Raw genomic sequence first — 18,584 nt, 5'->3', positions numbered from 1 at the left:
TATAATTGCAATTAAAAAATAAAACTTATTCATCTGCCAGGTTTTCTTCATATACATTAAATCAGGCAGATGCACAAAAAAAGTCGTTAAACAAGATCGCTTTAACGATTTTTTTGTTCTTTAAGGAATTATAATAAAACTAAATTCTAGAATATACGAAGGGGATAATTGTAAATCTAAAGAAAAAAGAAGATTATATAAGCTCCCTGAATTATCTTACATGTATCAAGAAAAGGCAGATAAGTAAAAAAATAAAATTTAAATAGTTGACAAATGTTTTGACAGTATTACATATTTTTATACTAATTATTTATATATTGTTTATCTATAAAATTAATTTGATATGTAAATAATAAAAATGCTATAATTTATTCAATAACCTATAACATAAGAGATTGGAGTGCTTAAGATGAAAGTAGAATATATTAATCCTATCGTAGAAGCAAGTAAAAATGTTATAAATCAAATTACAGGGTTTAATCCTAGTTTAGGTAAAATCTATAAAAAAACAATTCCATATTCAGTTGATGCTGTTGTGGTACTTATAGGACTAACTGGACAGATACAAGGAAGTGTTAACATTTCTCTAAATAGAAATTTAGCGTTGAAGATTGTATCTGCTATGATGGGTGGTATGGAAGTAAAAGAATTAGATGAGATAGCCAAAAGTGCTATATCTGAGTTGTGCAATATGATTCTAGGTAATGCAGCGACAATATTCTACTCAAACAATATAAGCATTGATATAACTCCTCCTATCATAATGACAGGTACAAATATAGAAATTAGTCAGGCGAATTCAGTTGTAATAAGTATTCCATTAAACTTTGATAATGGAGATAAGTTAGAACTAGATATTTCTTATAAAGAAAAGTAATCTTACTATTTAACAATTAGGAGTAAAATAATGACAAAAGATATGAAGGCAGATCTATATCTTATAACGGTTACGGCTTTTTGGGGGCTAAGTTTTCCAATAATGAGCGTAGCTCTTAAAACAATTCCTCCGTATAGTTATATTGCAATAAGATATACTTTAGGAGCAATAATTTTAACGGCTTTTTTTCATAAAAAATTTAAAACTATAAAACCTAGAGATTTAAAAATAGCAGCTTTAATAGGAGTAGCACTACTAATAGGTATTATATTTCAAGTAGTTGGGCTTACATATACAACTTCAAGCAAATCTGCTTTTATTACAGGATTAAATGTAGTCTTTGTGCCAGTTATGTTGGCAGTCATTTATAAGAAGATTCCAGATATAAAGACAATTATAGGTATTTTACTATCCTTAGTGGGTCTTTACATTTTATCTGCAAAAGGAGCCTCAGGAATTAATTTTGGAGACTTTTTGACCCTTTTAGGGTCAATTGCTTTTGCTGCTCAGATAATACTTGTAGACAAGTATGCAAAAGAAGTAGATTCTGGGCTTTTAACATCTTTAGAACTATTTATAGTTGGGATATTTAGTTTTATACCAGCTATTGGAATTGAAAAGCTACATTTTGAATTCACTAAAACTGTGGTTATAGCACTTTTAGTAACAACAATACTTTGTACTGTTATAGCGATGTGGGTCCAAAATGAAATGCAGCCATATACTAATCCAACTCATGCAGCTATAATTTATTTGGGAGAGCCTGTTTTTGGGGCAATATTTTCTATATTTATTGGGGACAAACTTACTGGTAATAGTCTTATTGGGTCGCTTTTAATTTTAATTGGGATGATTGCAATAAATTTAAAGATAGGAACTTCACAACAGAGCAGTGAGGAGTTCTGATGTACCTGTTAGAAATGGGAAAAATCAATATATTAGTAAGGCATCAGTGAATATTCGCTGATGCCTTGATTTTTAGTTTACTTCTGATTTTATAGCTGAATCTAAGTAATTCCACAACACATAAATTAAAAATATTTCTATGGGAATCATTATTAGTGTTTTGGTTAGCCTAGGAATTAAAAGTATAGCTACAGCTTTACCTGTAATAATAGATAGCCAAAAGGTATTCAATCCAATATCTACAATCAATTTAACAAAAATTGAAGAAATGGATATTCTTAAAATTGATATATTCTTCTTGTGAAGAATAATTCCATAGATAAGTCCAGATAAAAAAGCACTTAAGGTAAATCCGGGGAAATAAGTTCCTTGCGGAAAAATAAGCATCCCTAATATATCTGAAGTAGCTGCGCATATTGCACCTAGTACTGGGCCAAATAATATGCTTGAAAATATCAATGGAATAAATCCGAAGCCAATACGTAATATTGGAGTTTGAATTGATAGAAATCTTGTAAGTATTATTTGTAAAGTAATGAAAAGTGATAACAAGACAAGGGTTTTTGTATTTTTCAAGTAAGAGCACCTCCTCTCTTTAATTATGGCAAATAAACCACATTAAGAGATAAATGCTCTTTTATGTGGCAGCGGAATGCAACTATAGTACCGCAAATCCTTAAGATTTTTCGTCCAGTGGCAAACTTCCCGTCCAACTGGCACTTAACGCACTATAATCTACTCTGCCTTATATGCTGTTAAAGATGGATAACTTTTAATCTAAAATTACTTTGAAGCTCTGCCAGATTTTGATCAGAGCTTAAAAATATAAATTGAATTAGGAAGGAATCCTTCTATATTAAAATTTTAAAACAATAAGTGTTGAAATTCAACTACCTATGTACTAGTTATATGCTTTTTATATATAAATACAAGGAGAATGGTATATTATATAATTAATCATAAATGTTTATAAATTGTAATTTAAGATAAGAGAAATAAAAGGTGGATGAAAGGAAGAGTTAAAGATGATTAAAGATAATGATGTTCTAAATAAGGAAATCATAAATGATATAAATATGATAGGAATGTTTTTAGCCAAAAGAGATATAAATCAGTTGAGTTGTGATGAATTACATAACAGGTACGGAATTAAGAAAGCTGATATAATTCTTCTTCTCGGGAATAGTATAACTAATACTATTGAAGTAACTCAAAAAATTTTTAAGGATGGAATAGCTGATAAAATTATGGTAGTAGGGGGAATAGGTCATTCTACTTCTTACTTAATAAACAATGTAAAAAATAATAATAAATATCAAGCTATAGAGACTAAAGACAAAGCAGAAGCAGAGATTATATGTGAAATTCTTATTAATGTATATGGGATAAGTGAAAATGATATAATTATAGAAAATCAATCAACTAACTGTGGAGATAATGCATATAAGGCCTTTGATATGTTAAGAGAGTTGAATATAGAAGCTGGATCGATTATATTGCTTCAAGATCCTACAATGCAGCTTAGAAGTGATGCGTCTTTTAGAAAAGCATGGCGTGATGAGGATAAAGTGAAATTTATAAACTATGCTCCATTCTTGCCTAAAGTGAAACTTTTTAATAATAAAATTATATTTGAAAATACAAATATAGACGGAATATGGGAGGTGGATAGATACTTATCACTAATAATGGGGGAAATACCGAGATTAAAAGATGACGAATATGGTTATGGACCAAAAGGAAAGTACTTTATAGAACATGTTGATATCCCAGAAGAGATAATTGAAGCATATTTAAGAATTGAACCAATACTTAAGAAATATCTAGATATGAGAAAAATAGTGTAATACAGAAAATTAAATAACATATTTAGATTAGCAAACCATTTTATTGAAACATTAATGTTAAGATAATAAGCCAATAAAGTGGTTTTAATTTAATCTATATGGTTGACTAGTCAACTATATGGTGATAGTATAATATTTGGTAACGCATCTATACACAAATTATTTTATAATAAGGCAGATATTTTAAGTTTAGTATATTTAGAAATAAGGAGAGTTTTGAAAAGAATATTGAAGAGTATAATAGTACATATTTATATATGTAGTTTACTAATATAATGCGCATTTGCAGATTCAAATACAAGAAAATATGAAATGTTTTTAGAAGAAGGTGAAGCATATGGATGATAGCAGAACTAGTCTAATTAAGCTTGTAAATAAGTTATACAGATCTACCCAAGCTCAGTTAGATGTTTCATTAGAAAAGTTTAATCTTACTAGCGGAATGTATTCGTATATTTTGATTCTTGAGAATCATGAAGGTATAAGTCAAAATTGTATAAGTAAAAAACTCAATGTTGATAAGGCGATGTCTGCTAGAACTATAAAGAAGCTTATAGAACTTGATTACATAAGGAAAGAAGTTGATGAAGAAGATTCAAGAGCTTATAGGCTGTTTTTGAGTGATAAGGCAAGGAAGATCATACCTGAAATAAAAAAAGAAATCAGAGACTGGATTGATATAATTTCCTTAGGATCGCATGAGGAAGATGTTGATAAAGTGATTGCTTTCTTGAATAATGCATTAAAGAATGCAAAAAACTATAAGATGAGTAAAGAAGAGGGGGACAAAAATAATGGAGAATGTAAATGATAGGATCTATAAAAATAGATGGCTTATATTATTTAATGTTGTACTTATGACTTTTATGTCATGCTTAGATAGTAGCATAGTAAATGTAGCACTGCCTGTAATGTCAAAAAAGCTTAATGTTAATATGGCTTCAATTGAGTGGGTAGTAACAAGCTATTTGATAACTATTTCATCTATAATTCTTATATTTGGAAGATTGGGTGACATAAAAGGTAAAACTAAGGTATTTAGTTTTGGAATAATTATGTTTACCTTAGGATCGTTAATGTGTGGGTTATCTAATTCATTATGGCTTTTAGTAGCGGCTAGAATTATACAAGCAATTGGTGCTTCAGCGACAATGTCAACAAGTCAAGGAATAATAACAAGTGTTTTTCCGCCGCATGAAAGAGGAAAAGCTTTGGGGATGTCAGGTACAGCAGTGGCTTTAGGTACTATGGTTGGACCTCCATTAGGTGGCTTCATAGTTTATTTAGTAAGTTGGAAATATATATTCTTAATAAATGTCCCTATTGGATTAATAACCTTTGTAATGTCATACAAGATTCTTCCTAAGTCTAAGGGGAATATATCAAATGAAAGACTTGATCTAAAAGGAGCTGCATTATTTACAATAGCTATTGTTATGATGTTTGTAGCCATTATAAAAGGACAACAATTGGGATATGGCAATCCTATTATTTTAGGTAGCTTGCTGATAGCTATGATATCATTCACAGCTTTCATCTATGTTGAAAAAAGAGTTAAAGAGCCTATGTTAGAACTTTCAATATTTAAGAATAAGCTATTTTCTCTCAGTGTTTTTTGTGGGTTTATATCTTTTGTTGCCATCAGTTGTTCTAATATAATTCAGCCTTTTTATCTACAGGATGTTATGAAGCTATCATCTTCAGTTACAGGACTATTTATGATGGTTTCACCTTTGATATTAGCGTTCATAGCTCCAATAAGCGGTCATATGTCAGATAAGATTGGATCAGAGGTATTAACTTTTATAGGCCTTATAGCTTCAAGCTTTGGATTAATGTTAATGTCAACTTTGAATCAAAATTCTTCAATGATAATCTTAATTATATTTATGGCAATACTATCAATGGGAAATGGAATGTTTCAATCGCCTAATAATTCTCTAATAATGTCAACTGTTCCTAAGAGTAAATTAGGTATAGCAGGAAGTGTTAATGCATTAGTTAGAAATCTAGGTATGAACTTTGGAATTTCTTTATCAACTGCCCTATTATACAATAGAATGAGTTATAAGATTGGATATCAAGTTGCTAACTTTGTTCCAGGTAGAGAGGATGTATTTGTATACGGAATGAGATACTCATACTTAGCAGCTAGCCTTATATGTGCAATAGGTGCAATATTAACAGCTATGAGATTGTATAGTAGAAAGAAATCGCAAAAAAGAGTTGAAGATATAATTGAAAAAATAAGTTAGAAACATGAAGCTGTACCTATTAGGTGCAGTTTTTTTATCAGAAAATGTAAAACTTTTAAGTTAAATAAACTTAGATATTTCAATTTTTTAAGATATTTTTGGATTTGGCAGTTAAGCCGGATATAGTGAGTATGCATAATTGTTTTATAAATATATTATCGAAAGTTGACTAAGAGTGCTTTTGTCTATAGAATTATATAATGTAAAAGTGAAAATATAAATAAATAGCATTACTTTAGTAAATCTAATAAAGTAAAAATAATAACGCATATTAAGAGTATAAAGGTTTACAAAACTGAATATACCTATGTATCTTTAAAGTTTAAAGAACCAATTAATTTCAACAATATTCTTAAACATAGCCTAAAGAAAAAATGTACAGAAAGGATGAAGCTTATGAAGAATTCAAAAGATAATAGCAAAAAGATGGATTTAGACGAAAGTAGTTTGAAAAAAGAAATAGGGTTACCTGAAGCTATAACAATGGTTATAGGAATAGTTATAGGCTCAGGGATTTTCTTTAAAGCAACAACAGTTTTTGGTAATGCAGGAAGTTCATTGTTAGGTATATGTGCATGGATAGCTGGTGGTATCATAACAATGGCATCTGCTTTAACTGTAGCAGAAATAGCGGCAGCAATCCCTAAAACTGGAGGAGTGTTTGCTTATTTGAAAGAGCTATATGGGGAACAGTGGGCTTTTTTATTTGGATGGGTTCAAACTGTTATATACGTACCAGGAGTAGTAGCTGCCTTATCTATCGTTTTTGCAACACAAGCTACATATTTTATAGACTTATCTAAAACAGGGCAAAAGATACTTGGAATCTTTATTATATTATTTATTATGACTATTAATGTACTATCTACAAAACTAGGTAGTAAGGTTCAATTTATTGCTACACTTGCTAAACTTATTCCTATTGTAGTAATAATAGCATTTGGTCTGATAAATGGTGGAGAGCATAATTTTATAAATTTAAATGTAGTAAAAGGTGGAAGCTCAGGGTTAGCTGGCTTTGGTGCAGCTATCTTAGGGACTTTATGGGCATATGACGGATGGATAAGTGTTGGTAATATGGCTGGTGAACTAAAGAAACCTAAACGAGACCTGCCTAGATCAATAATTATAGGCCTTACTATAATTATTGCTGTATATATTTTAGTGAATATAGCGTTGTTAAAAATTATGCCGTTAGGGGATATAATTGCATCTAACAAGCCAGCATCTGATGCATCAGTAATACTGTTTGGAAGTAATGGAGCTGCTTTAATTGCAGGTGGTATAATGATATCTATTTTTGGAGCTCTTAATGGTTATTTGATGACTGGAGTTAGAATTCCATATGCTATGGCTCAGGAAAAATTAATGCCTTTTTCAAAATTCTTCGGTAAAGTTGATGAGAGATTTAGTACACCAATGAATGCATTTATATTTGAAGTATTTTTGGCTATATTATATGTAATTTCAGGATCTTTCGATACGCTTACAAACTTAGCTGTTTTCGTAATGTGGATATTCTTTGTAATGACAGTAGCAGGTATATTTATATTAAGAACAAGGTATAAAGACATGAAAAGAGAATATTCAGTTCCATTGTATCCAATTATTCCTCTAATAGGAATAGTTGGGGGAGTATATATTATAATAAGTACAATGATAACTGATAAATATAATGCTCTATATGGGGTTTGTATAACTCTCATAGGAATTCCGGTATATCTGTATATTAAAAGAAAAAAAGTAAATTCAATAGACTAATAAAAAATAAAAGCTATACTTAAATTGTGATTTAAGTATAGCTTAATTTATTCATTAATCTAAATTTATAAAAGTCTGATTTTATAAAAAATCAGAATAATTAACACACATAATTAGTTCTTTGAGTAAAATTCTATTATCTTTGGGAATTTTACGTCTACAGGGATGTCTTCTATGTTTGGCATGTTTTTTATAGTACCACTTAAGGATTCAATATCCTTTTCTATATAATTTACAGTAGGTAATATAGAATTAAAGTTTTCAACAAACATTTCAGTCTTCTTTGAAGCTTCTTTAAGTGAAATTACGTCACCTACTTTTAGCTTATAAGAAGGGATGTCTACTTTTTGACCGTTGACCCTTATGTGTCCATGAGTTACCATTTGTCTTGATTGTCTTAAGGTTGAACCGAAGCCCATTCTATAGACTATATTATCTAATCTCAGTTCTAATCTTTGAATTAGAACTACTTCAGATTTTTCTTTTGAACTCATTGCTTCAAAAACATATCTTCTAAACTGTTTTTCTAGGACACCATAATATGCCTTTAGTTTTTGCTTTTCTAAAAGTTGTTCTCCGTATTCGGATAACTTTTGTTTCTTAATCCCTCTATTTAATGCTTTAGGGTGATTAAATACATTTACACCAAGTCGTCTTGCAACTTTAAATCTTGGTCCCATTGATCTTGCCATTTGAATCCTCCAATAAAATATATTTTCGCGGTTTCAAACTTTATACCAGACAGCCAAGAAAAATTATATCATAGTTAAAAAGAAATGTAAATGAGATTCATTATCTTTTGTATTCCTTTTATGGAATTTTTTATTCTTTATGTATTTTAAATTTAATAATTTCTGTAGTTATGAATGCGTAACGGGTTTAAAATGAAATATAAGGTAAAAGAATAAAAAAATAAAACTTATTCGCCTGTAAGTTTCCTCATATACATTCTGAAAGGCAGATGCGCAAAAAAATTCACTGAAGAAAATCGCTTCAGTGAATTTTTTATTAAACTAATAGTTCTGATATTCTAACCTTTAACTCAGAAATTTTGCTTTCATAATCAATAACAGTTATTTCATATAAATCTTTTATATCCTTAAAAAAGTTAAGGAAAGAAGTTTGTTTAGCTTCATTAACATTAAAAGCATCAGCTACCTTAGATAAAAAAGCAGTTTCTTCTGCTGAATACAAGCCATCTACTAGGGCAAGTCCAACTAATTCAAAATATATTATATTTTGAATTCTTGAAGTAGAAGAAGTTAAAGCTTTTATGGTTTCATCAAAGGATAATGAGTCCACCTCTGAGCTATTTAAAGAAAGCTCTTCTAAATATTCTAATATTAGCTGTTCTTCTTTTTCTGAAAATACTTTGTCTACATTTGCTAGATTCTTAACTAGGTTAATAAATAGTATTGATTCTTTTTTGGATAATTCGTTTAAAAACATTATAGTACCTCCCAAATTAAATGATTTATATATTTATTAAAAACTTAATAGCAATTATATTGTTTTACGTGAATATATAAAAATAATTGTATAATTATAATTATATGCTTATATTTAATATTGTTATTATATAATTCTTAAAATTCTTACTTTAATAGTACAACTTAACACAATACTTGTAAATATATGCCTGGAATTAAACGAGCGTATTTTAGAGATTATAAATGAAAAATCTGGTATATACGACTCAATTGAAGTGTTTCACCTTTATCAGTAAAGATAAAGAATAAAATATGTGAGGTGATTAAAATGTTAGATTTAGCATTTTTAGGATGTGGTGGAACTATGCCTATGCCTGAACGTTTTCTAGCTTCAATGTTGCTAAAATATAATGGCAGAAAGATACTTATTGATTGTGGTGAAGGAACTCAGGTATCGATGAGAAAGTTGGGATGGGGATTTAAATCAATAGATATAATTTGTATAACTCATTTTCATGGAGACCATATACTTGGATTGCCAGGACTTTTAGCAACAATAAGTAATAGTGGTAGAGAAGAACCTATATATATAATAGGACCTATAGGTCTATACGAGGTTATGGATGGATTAAAAGTAGTTATACCTTATTTAGCTTTTGAAGTTTTTATAATTGAGAACCCTAAAGACTCTATACTAGTAGATTTTGAAAAGGATAAAGCAGTTCTGTTTCAAAATGATAAAAATACATCAGCAAAAGAAGAACAACAGCTTAAAGCGCAACTAGAAATAAGCACATCAGAACTGGATCATTCCAGTCCGTGTATTGGCTATAGTTTTTGTATTAAAAGATCTCCTAAGTTTGATGTAGAGAAAGCAATTGAAAATCAAGTCCCTAAAGTATTATGGAGTAAATTACAAAAAAATGAGCTTCAAGATTTTGAAGGAAAGACATACACACCATCTATGGTTTTAGCAGAAGAGAGGAAAGGGATGAAGATAAGCTATATAACAGATACAAGACCAATAGAAAGTATAAGAGGATTTGTTGAAGGTAGTGATTTATTCGTATGTGAAGGTACTTATGGAGCTGATGAGGACATAGAAAAAGCTATGAAAAATAAACATATGACCTTTAGAGAAAGTGCAACTATTGCCAAAGAAGCTAATGTTGATGAACTTATTATAACTCATTATAGCCCTGCTATGATGAATCCAGGAGAATATATTGAGAATGCTGCAAATATTTTTAAAAATTCATCATTGGCTTATGATGGAGCAGTAAAAACAATAAACTTTAAAGGAAATTGAAGCTATAAGCTATTTATGAGGAGAATCCGCCAAATTATATTTGTTAAAATAGCGAACTAGGTTGTATAATTATAGTAGATTATAATTAGTAATTGTTTAGGCGGTGTATTTATGAAGAGTTTAAAATGGGCTATATTAGGACCAGGGCTTATTGCAAAGGATTTTGCTGCAGCAATAAAGGAAGTTAATGGAGAAGTATATGCAGTAGGTTCTCGTTCCTATGATAGAGCCGAAGCCTTTGCTAATCAATATGGAATAAGCAAGGCATATGGAAATTATGAAGAGATGTTAAAGGATGAAGCTATAGATGTAGTTTATATATCTACTCCACATAGCAATCATTATGAATATATCATGATGGCTTTACAATATAATAAACATGTACTTTGTGAGAAGGCAATAGTACTTAATGGAAATCAGTTGGACAACATTATTTCTTTGGCAAAGGAGAAAAATCTAGTTGTAGCAGAAGCTATGACCATATATCATATGCCATTATTTAAAAAATTAAAAGGCTTAATAAACGAAGGCACAATTGGTCAATTAAAGATGATTAATGTTTCATTTGGAAGCTGTAAGGAATATGATATTACAAATAGATTTTTTAATAAGGAATTGGCTGGAGGGGCCTTGTTTGATATTGGAAGTTATGCGTTATCTCTTACAAGATTGTTCCTGTCAGCACAGCCTGATGAGATTATGACAACCGTTAAGAAATTTGAGACTGGTGTAGATGAACAATCAGGGATAATTTTAAAAAATTCGAAGGATGAGATGGCTGTAGTTACGTTGACCATGAGAGCTAAGTTACCTAAGAGAGCAGTTATAGCAGGTGACCTAGCATATATAACAGTCGAGGATTATCCAAGAGCTGATGAAGCTATCATAACATATCTAAATGGAACTGTAGAGAAGATAAGTTGCGGTGATAAGAATAAAGCACTATTATATGAAGTAGAAGATATGAATGATAGTATTTTAAGTTTGAATAAGGCTGATGATTTAAATAGCTTAGAGCTTTCTAAGGATGTTATGAGTATAATGGATGAAACTAGGAGACAATGGGGTATATCCTATGGTAAATCAGACGAAATTTAAGATATAGTATAGAATAATTAGTATTTTTAAGACAATCATGGTGTTATGTAGACATCAGAGGAGGATACCAATGATACAGTTCAAAACATTAGAGCTTAGTGATAAGGATATATTTCAAAAATATTTAAAGAATTATAAGTTTTCAACTTATGAATATTCATATTTGACTTTATATTTGTGGAAAAATTTGTTTAAGGTTGAATTTGGATTTTTCGATGGAGCTTTAATCATAAAAAAGACTGAAAACCATACAGGCACATATTTTATGGAGCCAATTGGTTATACAAATGACAATCTGAGGTCTATAATAAATGAATTAATAAATATAAAGAAAGAAGATTCTAATATTAAGACTCTTTTTAGAGATATTGAGGAGAACTTTCTAATTAAGTTAAAAGAATTATATGGTGAAGAGCTCATTATAGAAGAAGATGAGGATAATTTTGATTATATATATGAAACTGAAAAGCTAGCTACCTTATCAGGAAAAAAGCTTCATAGCAAAAAAAACAAATATAATCAATTTGTAAAAAGTTATAGATATGAGATAAGAGATATAAGGGAAGAGAAGGTATTAGAAGATTGCATAGCCTTTGAAACAAAGTGGAATATAGAAAAAGATCAATTAGATGAGCAGTTAGTGATAGAAGAACAAGGAGTTAAAGAGGTACTAGAAAATCTTGAATCCTTAAATGCTATAGGTATAGCTGTATATGTTGATGATGATATTGCTGGATTTACTATTGGTGAGATAGTAAATGATGATATGGCAATAATACACATCGAAAAAGGGAATATAGATTATCAAGGAATATATGCTTTTATAAATAGATCTTTTGTAAATGAATATTTATGTAATATAAAATATATAAATAGAGAAGAAGATAGAGGTATTGCAGGACTTAGGAAAGCAAAGCTAGCTTATCAACCAATAAGACTTGAAAGGAAATATATAGTTAATATATAAAGGTGCTATCTTATGAAAGTGCTACTTAAAGGGGAAAATGTAAAGCTCGATTCGATTAAAGATGAAGATTTTACTTACATTAATTCATGGTATGATGATTCGGATTTTTTGAGATATTATGATATGATTCCTTCTATCCCAATGGGAGAAAAAGAGGTTCGTGAAGTATTTGAAGAATTTAAAGGAACACAGGAGCGAATGATATTTGCTGTGAGGGATGTTTCTTCTAATGAGATAATTGGTGTGATAGGTTTTGATGATATAATATGGAGTAATAGAGTAGCAACACTGTTTATAGGTATAGGAAATACAAAATATAGGAATAAAGGTCTTGGAAAAGAATCTATAAGGCTTTTAATAGAGTTTGGATTTGCAGAACTTAATTTTCATAGAATACAACTAAATGTGTTGGCTTACAATACTAGTGCTATAAAATTGTATGAATCTGTTGGGTTTAAGAGAGAGGGAGAATATAGAGAGTTTATACTAAGAGATTACAAAAGATATTCTATGTATCTATACGGTTTATTAAAAGATGAGTGGATAGAGATAAATAAAATTTAATATAAGAAATAGGCACTGAATTTGTTAATATACTGTTGATAAATTCAGTGTTTTTTTCATATATCTTTTAGTCATGATGTTATTAGATGGAATAAAAGAGCTAATGGGTGTATATAGATAGAGTACAGAAAAAACTAAAAATATTTATTAATTCTGATAGCTCGCTCATATAGCATCTCCTTTATAACCATTTAATTTCAACAATACTCTTAAATATAGCCATTAATTAAACCTTCTATGGGTACTGATTAGTTATTATCAATGTTAACAAAAATATATGAAATCTTAACAAAAAGATTATTTACATATAGGATAATATGTATTACTATATTATATAAAGAGTTATTAATTACTGTTTAATATGGAGGGCGTTATGAATTCGTTAATTGCAGATAGAACTAACTTAATGATCGATAATTTTCATAAATTAAAACATGGATTTAGATGGGAAGCTAACTTAGTTAAGCACTTCATAGCAATGTCACAAGCTATAGATAATAGAAAGTCTGAGATGGAAACTTTATTAAGGATAAGAGATTATATAAAGACACATACTAGCTGGGTATCATATTTTAGAGGTACAAATGAATTGATTTTTGTGAACTTATTATCGGGTGAGGAAAATTATGCTGATTCGTTCAGTAATGTTCAAGATGTATATGAACATATGAAACGTAGTGGTTTTAGAAGTAGTCCATATCTACCTATGGCAGCTTATGCAATAGCCTCTAGTTCTGAGAAAACTCAGTGGAACAAAAGCATTGAAAGAATGGCGAGATTTTACGATGGAATGAAGAAAAATCACTTTTGGATAACATCGTCTGATGACTATGTTTACGCTGCAATATTAGCAACAACAGATTTTAATATTGAAGAGACTTTAAATAAAGTAGAAAATTATTATGATGTATTGAGTAAAGATGGATTTTATAAAGGGAATTCGTTACAGACATTATCTCATATACTAGCCTTAAGTGAAGGTGACGTAGAAGAGAATTGCAGGAGAACTGTAGCTTTATATAAAAAACTAAAAGGTGAAAAATGTAAGCTTAGGTATGACGCGTTAGCAACCTTAGGGCTCCTTGCATTATTGTCTATTGATGTTGATACATTAGTTTCTGAAATAAAAGAGGTTTATGATTATATACATTCTGTAGACGGATATGGATTTTGGAGTTTAGATACATCAAATAGAACTATGATTGCAGCAAGTATAGTAGCTAGCCACTATATAGATAATATAAAGAATGGTGTTTTACAATTATCAGTAGGAAATAGTATACATGCTATATTGATAGCTCAACAGCAAGCAGCAACTGCTGCAGCTTGCGCAGCCGTAGCCAGTGCATCAGCAGCATCTAGCTAAATATAACACTATATTTAAAGAATATTTTGAAGGAGCGTAGATTAAATAAACTAGGCTCCTTTTACTGTAAATGAAAAATTATAAAAAATTCTACTTAATAAGAATCTATTTAAGTGATTTTGTCTAAACTATTATTTTAAGAATATTAAAAAAACTCTTTACAATTATGAAGATTAGAAATAAAATTTAAAAAAGACTAGAAAAATATGGTGAGCAAAATAAAGATAACTTTTAAGTTATGATTAATCACCGTAATGGAGTTAAATGTAGATTAGTTATTAATGTAAGCAAATATAACTATCATAAAGATAGAGAATATAGAAGGATGTAGGAGGCAACGAGATGATGAGCTTAAGTGATGTAACAGTAGAAAGATTGAGTATTAATGGTCATATATGCGGTGAATTTGTAGAGTTCACATTATCTCAATCATTTAAAAATAATACTGGAAAAACAATAGATGGAGAATACGCTTTTCCAATGACAGAAACCGGTGTGTTAACTGGATTAGAAGTTAGAATAGGAGATAGGATTTTAGAGTCTGTGGTTGAAGGAAAAGCTGATGTAGAGAAGATTTATAGTGATGTACTTCAGGATGGGATTAACCCACTCAAATTAGAGAGTTATGAGAATAATTTATATAAACTAACCATAAAAGATATATTACCTAGCGAGCTAGTAAAAATAAAGGTATCTTATATGGATCATATGCCATATGAGGATGATGGATATAGCTTAGTGCTTCCTAAAATAATAACCAATGGATTAATACCTAATAAGTTTTATTTCAGTATCATAGTTAAGTCCATGGGGGAGATGCTTATAGAATCGTCTTCACATAAAATAAATATAGAGAGAGAAGATGAGACTTTATGCAAGATAACTCTTGAGGATGGAGAGTTATTAGATAGAGATTTTATACTTGATCTAACAGAAAAATGTCCTATAGAAGCAAGTGGCATGTATTATACCGTTGATGAAGAGAAAGAAGAATCAATACTTTACTTAAATATTTTCCCAAAACTTGATGAAGAGCTAAATGATAGTGGAAATAATTATATGTTCATTTTAGATAAATCAAACTCTATGATGGGAGAAAAGCTAGAACAAGGAAAGAATGCTCTTCAGCTTTGTTTAAGAAATCTAGATGACAATGATACCTTTAACATTATAGCTTTTGATGAGGAAATTTTAATTTTTTCAGAGCAAGGGAAGGTGCTATATACTCAAGAAAACTTAAGAAAAGCTAGTGAATTTATTAATTCGCTTTCACCAAGCAGCGAGGAAGAAAACCTGATCGAAGCTTTAAAGATAGCTTTAAATGAGAAAAATAAGCAAGGTGATTCTACGATTTTGTTATTTACAGATGATAATGTGGAGGATGAAGAAGAAGATATAATCTTAAATTATGTAAAAGAAAACATTGGTGATAACAGAATATTCCCATTTGGTATGGACACATCCGTAAATAGTTATTTTATAAACAAAATTGCTGAGATAGGTTATGGAAAGCCAGAATTCATTTATTATGATGAAAAAATTGAAGATTTGGTAGTAAGACAATTTAGCAGAATAAATAGTCCTCAGATAGATGTGTTAAAAATTGACTGGGGAAATTTAGAGGTTTTAAGAACTTATCCAAGAAGTATTGAGTATCTTTACGATAGAGAACAGTTCTCCATATTCGCACTGGTTAAGGGAGCTATTGAAGGTGATATAAGCATAATAGGAAAGGTTGGAGAAGAGGATTATAGTGTTACTATAAATATGGATTCTTTTGACTTAGAAGAAAACGTAGATCTTATAAGAAAAGCTTGGAGTAGAATGCGTATAGAATCTATAAGTGAGAGAATGAGAGGCGAGCGTGGAGAAATTGCTGAGTCAATGAGGAACAAGATAATAGAAATATCTAAAGAGAGCGGAATATTAAGTGAAGAAACAGAACTTCTTATGGTGGAAAGTTTCCAAGAACCAGTTTTGGGAGCAATAATTAGAAAGACAGTTCCGCTTATAGTTTCTGAGGAAGCTTTGAAAGATTTTGCAAGTGGATATTTCATAGATTCGCCGCGTTTCCTTTATAATACCTCTGAAAAGTTGAATAAAAGTAGACCTAAAGTTGAAGCAAAGAAAGAAGTTTCCAGAGATCAATTATTAAAACTTATTGCTAGGAATCAATTTGCAGAAGGGTCATTTGATAATTCAGAGGAAAGTACTTTATATGACAGGATAGAAAATACATGTTTATCATTGATTGCTTTTGGGCTAGGTAAGGAAGATTTAAATCTTTATAACAAGCAGATAGATAAAGGCATAAAGTATGTAGCTAGAACCTTAACTGATGTTGAAGAGTTATTGGATGAGAATCTTTGTATGCTAACATTAAGTACATTCAAGGCTGTTGAGAAAAAAGGATTACTTAGATCAAAGACAGAACAAGATATAGTTGAAGCTGTGAATGTAATCAAAGAAGTAATTAAATATAACGAATATGCTGCATTAGAGGGACTAATGAAACTTAATAGATTTGATATAATTACTGAAATTGCAATAAGCTTTATAACCTCAGAAGCTATTGATAGTGAGCAGTTGTTTGAAAATATACAATACAATTTAAAAGAAGATATAAGAGATGTGGCCAAATATGCTATATTAAAGTTGATATAAGATTCTATAAATGCTTGTAAAAGTTATCTTTTACAAGCATTTATAAATTATATAGTAGTAGGAATTATTTGTATTAATTTATATAAAAGAGTATAATTTTAGACAAAGAATCTTACTGGAGGTAATAATCTTGAGTATAAAAATAATAACAGACAGTACCTCATATATACCGGAGGACTTGATTAAAAAATATGATATTTCTGTATGTCCATTAAATGTAATATTTCAAGGTCAAAGTTATAATGAAACTACTATGGATAGGGCCGCTTTTTATGAAGAAATATTAATATCTAATGAAATACCAACATCTTCTCAACCTGGCTTGGAAGATCTTTATAAAATATTTGAAAAAGAAATTTTGAAGAAAAACTCAATAGTTGGGATATTTTTGTCATCTGAAATGAGTGGTACATATTCAAGTGCAAATCTTGTGAAAGAAATGATATTGGACAAATATCCTGATGGTAAAATAGAGATCCTTGATTCAGAGTCAAATTGCATGCAGATGGGATATGCTGTACTTGCAGCTGCAAAAGCTTCTCATGAAGGAAAATCAATTGAGGATATTGTAGACGAAGTGGAAAAAATGAAACAAAGAAGTAGATTTTTATTTGTTCCTAATACGTTAGATTATCTAAAAAAAGGTGGAAGAATAGGTGGAGCATCTGCACTAATAGGAGCTTTCCTTAAGATACGTCCTATACTTACTGTTGAGAATGGAAAAACTTCAATATTCGCGAAAGTAAGGACAAAGAAGAGAGCTATAGACACAATTGTTGAAGCTTTTAGGAAAGATATAGATAAAAATAATTTAGGTGAAGTAGTTGTGCATCATATAAATTCAGAGATAGAAGGAAAAGAACTAGCAAAAACCATAGAGGAAATAGTAAAAACAAAAGTACAATTATGTGATATAGGGCCAGTTATAGGATTACATGTAGGCCCAGCAACTGTAGGTTTAGCTTATTACACAAAGAATCCTCTTAGATAAATTAATTTAAATAAAAACAATATATATGTACCATTTTGTAATAAACTTCTATTTTAAATTATTTCAACTGAAGACGTGAAATAATTTAAAATAGAGTTCGGAGCGAAATGGTACATTTTTATATAAAGATGAAGCACTTCATTCCAAAAACTATTTTCAAAGCCTCTCTAGGTTCTGAGAGGAGAATTTGAAAATAAAAATTTACTTATGAAGTGGTTGATCTATACTATAGAAACTTAATTTATGAAAATTTTCTAAAAAGGATTAAAATTTGACGGAAAGTAGGTTAAAAAAATAACAAAGTTTTGTATTGACAATTCCGACAAAATTGCTAAACTTTAACTGAGTGAAGTTATTAGGCTAATTTTCCAATTTTCAGACTAATTAAATTATCAAAAAAACATAGGTTTTTTTGATAAAAACAAAAATTTTTCATAACACCATCGTTGTAAACGTTTTTATGAGAAAAAAATAAATTTAATTTAAAATATTACATAGGATTTTCTTTAACAATCTGCTAAAATATAAATGCACATTATGATTTTGATT

16 protein-coding genes and 1 riboswitch are annotated in these 18,584 nt (G+C 29.6%); of the genes, 13 read left to right on the top strand and 3 right to left on the bottom strand.

Features of this window, described 5'->3' with window-relative positions; all coding sequences use genetic code 11:
- The first annotated feature begins 409 nt into the window (after positions 1-409).
- Both J3477_RS05975 and J3477_RS05970 read left to right on the top strand, forming a co-directional pair.
- A complete protein-coding gene (locus J3477_RS05975) occupies positions 410-877 on the top strand; it encodes a chemotaxis protein CheX (RefSeq protein WP_206868721.1) in 468 nt (155 codons plus the stop codon).
- Positions 878-907: 30 nt separating this feature from the next.
- On the top strand, positions 908-1,783 hold the full coding sequence (locus tag J3477_RS05970) for a DMT family transporter (protein WP_206868720.1): 876 nt from the start codon (positions 908-910) through the stop codon (positions 1,781-1,783).
- Positions 1,784-1,855: 72 nt separating this feature from the next.
- Here the strand turns inward: J3477_RS05970 and J3477_RS05965 are convergent, their stop codons facing one another.
- Positions 1,856-2,359, bottom strand: a complete 504-nt coding sequence (locus J3477_RS05965) for a folate family ECF transporter S component (RefSeq protein ID WP_206868719.1) — start codon at positions 2,357-2,359, stop codon at positions 1,856-1,858.
- 67 nt (positions 2,360-2,426) lie between these two features.
- A riboswitch (THF riboswitch) is annotated at positions 2,427-2,528 on the bottom strand.
- Positions 2,529-2,808: 280 nt separating this feature from the next.
- On the opposite strand from J3477_RS05965, the gene J3477_RS05960 reads away from it, so the two are divergent.
- From J3477_RS05960 to J3477_RS05945, 4 genes are all read left to right on the top strand, one after another.
- A complete protein-coding gene (locus J3477_RS05960; protein WP_206868718.1) occupies positions 2,809-3,630 on the top strand; it encodes a YdcF family protein in 822 nt (273 codons plus the stop codon).
- A 337-nt stretch (positions 3,631-3,967) separates the two neighbouring features.
- A complete protein-coding gene (locus J3477_RS05955) occupies positions 3,968-4,441 on the top strand; it encodes a MarR family winged helix-turn-helix transcriptional regulator (RefSeq protein WP_206868717.1) in 474 nt (157 codons plus the stop codon).
- Complete coding sequence (locus J3477_RS05950) at positions 4,425-5,885, top strand: MFS transporter (protein ID WP_206868716.1); 1,461 nt, start codon at positions 4,425-4,427, stop codon at positions 5,883-5,885. Before J3477_RS05955 ends, J3477_RS05950 begins: the two co-directional genes overlap by 17 nt.
- Before the next feature lie 396 nt (positions 5,886-6,281).
- Complete coding sequence (locus J3477_RS05945; protein ID WP_206868715.1) at positions 6,282-7,646, top strand: APC family permease; 1,365 nt, start codon at positions 6,282-6,284, stop codon at positions 7,644-7,646.
- 113 nt (positions 7,647-7,759) lie between these two features.
- Here J3477_RS05945 and rpsD read toward each other — a convergent pair whose 3' ends face one another.
- Both rpsD and J3477_RS05935 read right to left on the bottom strand, forming a co-directional pair.
- Positions 7,760-8,338 carry a 30S ribosomal protein S4 gene (gene rpsD / locus J3477_RS05940; RefSeq protein WP_206868714.1) on the bottom strand — a complete coding sequence of 193 codons (579 nt, stop codon included), beginning with the start codon at positions 8,336-8,338 and terminating at the stop codon, positions 7,760-7,762.
- Positions 8,339-8,654: 316 nt separating this feature from the next.
- Positions 8,655-9,095, bottom strand: coding sequence for a tellurite resistance TerB family protein (locus J3477_RS05935; RefSeq protein WP_206868712.1), 441 nt, complete (start codon positions 9,093-9,095; stop codon positions 8,655-8,657).
- 309 nt (positions 9,096-9,404) lie between these two features.
- Between J3477_RS05935 and J3477_RS05930 the strand changes: the two genes are divergently transcribed.
- The 7 genes from J3477_RS05930 (at position 9,405) to J3477_RS05900 (ending at position 18,035) form a co-directional block, all read left to right on the top strand.
- Positions 9,405-10,385 carry a ribonuclease Z gene (locus J3477_RS05930; RefSeq protein ID WP_206868711.1) on the top strand — a complete coding sequence of 327 codons (981 nt, stop codon included), beginning with the start codon at positions 9,405-9,407 and terminating at the stop codon, positions 10,383-10,385.
- Positions 10,386-10,496: 111 nt separating this feature from the next.
- Entirely contained in the window at positions 10,497-11,483 is a 987-nt protein-coding gene (locus J3477_RS05925; RefSeq protein WP_206868710.1) for a Gfo/Idh/MocA family protein, read from the top strand.
- A 70-nt stretch (positions 11,484-11,553) separates the two neighbouring features.
- Positions 11,554-12,450: a DUF2156 domain-containing protein gene (locus J3477_RS05920; protein WP_228731216.1), complete on the top strand. Its 897-nt coding sequence runs from the start codon at positions 11,554-11,556 to the stop codon at positions 12,448-12,450.
- A gap of 12 nt (positions 12,451-12,462) precedes the next feature.
- Complete coding sequence (locus tag J3477_RS05915) at positions 12,463-13,014, top strand: GNAT family N-acetyltransferase (protein ID WP_206868709.1); 552 nt, start codon at positions 12,463-12,465, stop codon at positions 13,012-13,014.
- Between the two features lie 373 nt (positions 13,015-13,387).
- Positions 13,388-14,380: a DUF4003 family protein gene (locus tag J3477_RS05910; RefSeq protein WP_206868708.1), complete on the top strand. Its 993-nt coding sequence runs from the start codon at positions 13,388-13,390 to the stop codon at positions 14,378-14,380.
- Between the two features lie 342 nt (positions 14,381-14,722).
- On the top strand, positions 14,723-17,044 hold the full coding sequence (locus J3477_RS05905) for a VIT and vWA domain-containing protein (RefSeq protein ID WP_206868707.1): 2,322 nt from the start codon (positions 14,723-14,725) through the stop codon (positions 17,042-17,044).
- Between the two features lie 130 nt (positions 17,045-17,174).
- Positions 17,175-18,035 (top strand): DegV family protein, encoded by an 861-nt coding sequence (locus J3477_RS05900; RefSeq protein WP_206868706.1) that lies wholly within the window; start codon positions 17,175-17,177, stop codon positions 18,033-18,035.
- Positions 18,036-18,584 lie beyond the last annotated feature (549 nt).

Source organism: Clostridium zeae (assembly GCF_017312485.1).
In the GTDB taxonomy this organism is placed as follows: Bacteria; Bacillota; Clostridia; order Clostridiales; family Clostridiaceae; genus Clostridium_AR; species Clostridium_AR zeae.
The sequence above is the reverse complement of the archived record's forward strand: the minus strand, read 5'-3'. Positions and strand labels throughout refer to the sequence as shown.

Excerpts from the sequence above, each read along its gene's own strand:
- J3477_RS05910 (WP_206868708.1), top strand. The coding sequence starts at position 13,388 with ATGAATTCGTTAATTGCAGATAGAACTAACTTAATGATCGATAATTTT.
- J3477_RS05950 (WP_206868716.1), top strand. The coding sequence starts at position 4,425 with ATGGAGAATGTAAATGATAGGATCTATAAAAATAGATGGCTTATATTA.
- J3477_RS05975 (WP_206868721.1), top strand. The coding sequence starts at position 410 with ATGAAAGTAGAATATATTAATCCTATCGTAGAAGCAAGTAAAAATGTT.
- J3477_RS05935 (WP_206868712.1), bottom strand. The coding sequence starts at position 9,095 with ATGTTTTTAAACGAATTATCCAAAAAAGAATCAATACTATTTATTAAC.
- J3477_RS05970 (WP_206868720.1), top strand. The coding sequence starts at position 908 with ATGACAAAAGATATGAAGGCAGATCTATATCTTATAACGGTTACGGCT.
- J3477_RS05905 (WP_206868707.1), top strand. The coding sequence starts at position 14,723 with ATGATGAGCTTAAGTGATGTAACAGTAGAAAGATTGAGTATTAATGGT.
- J3477_RS05925 (WP_206868710.1), top strand. The coding sequence starts at position 10,497 with ATGAAGAGTTTAAAATGGGCTATATTAGGACCAGGGCTTATTGCAAAG.
- J3477_RS05955 (WP_206868717.1), top strand. The coding sequence starts at position 3,968 with ATGGATGATAGCAGAACTAGTCTAATTAAGCTTGTAAATAAGTTATAC.
- J3477_RS05960 (WP_206868718.1), top strand. The coding sequence starts at position 2,809 with ATGATTAAAGATAATGATGTTCTAAATAAGGAAATCATAAATGATATA.
- J3477_RS05920 (WP_228731216.1), top strand. The coding sequence starts at position 11,554 with ATGATACAGTTCAAAACATTAGAGCTTAGTGATAAGGATATATTTCAA.
- J3477_RS05945 (WP_206868715.1), top strand. The coding sequence starts at position 6,282 with ATGAAGAATTCAAAAGATAATAGCAAAAAGATGGATTTAGACGAAAGT.
- J3477_RS05915 (WP_206868709.1), top strand. The coding sequence starts at position 12,463 with ATGAAAGTGCTACTTAAAGGGGAAAATGTAAAGCTCGATTCGATTAAA.
- J3477_RS05930 (WP_206868711.1), top strand. The coding sequence starts at position 9,405 with ATGTTAGATTTAGCATTTTTAGGATGTGGTGGAACTATGCCTATGCCT.
- rpsD (WP_206868714.1), bottom strand. The coding sequence starts at position 8,338 with ATGGCAAGATCAATGGGACCAAGATTTAAAGTTGCAAGACGACTTGGT.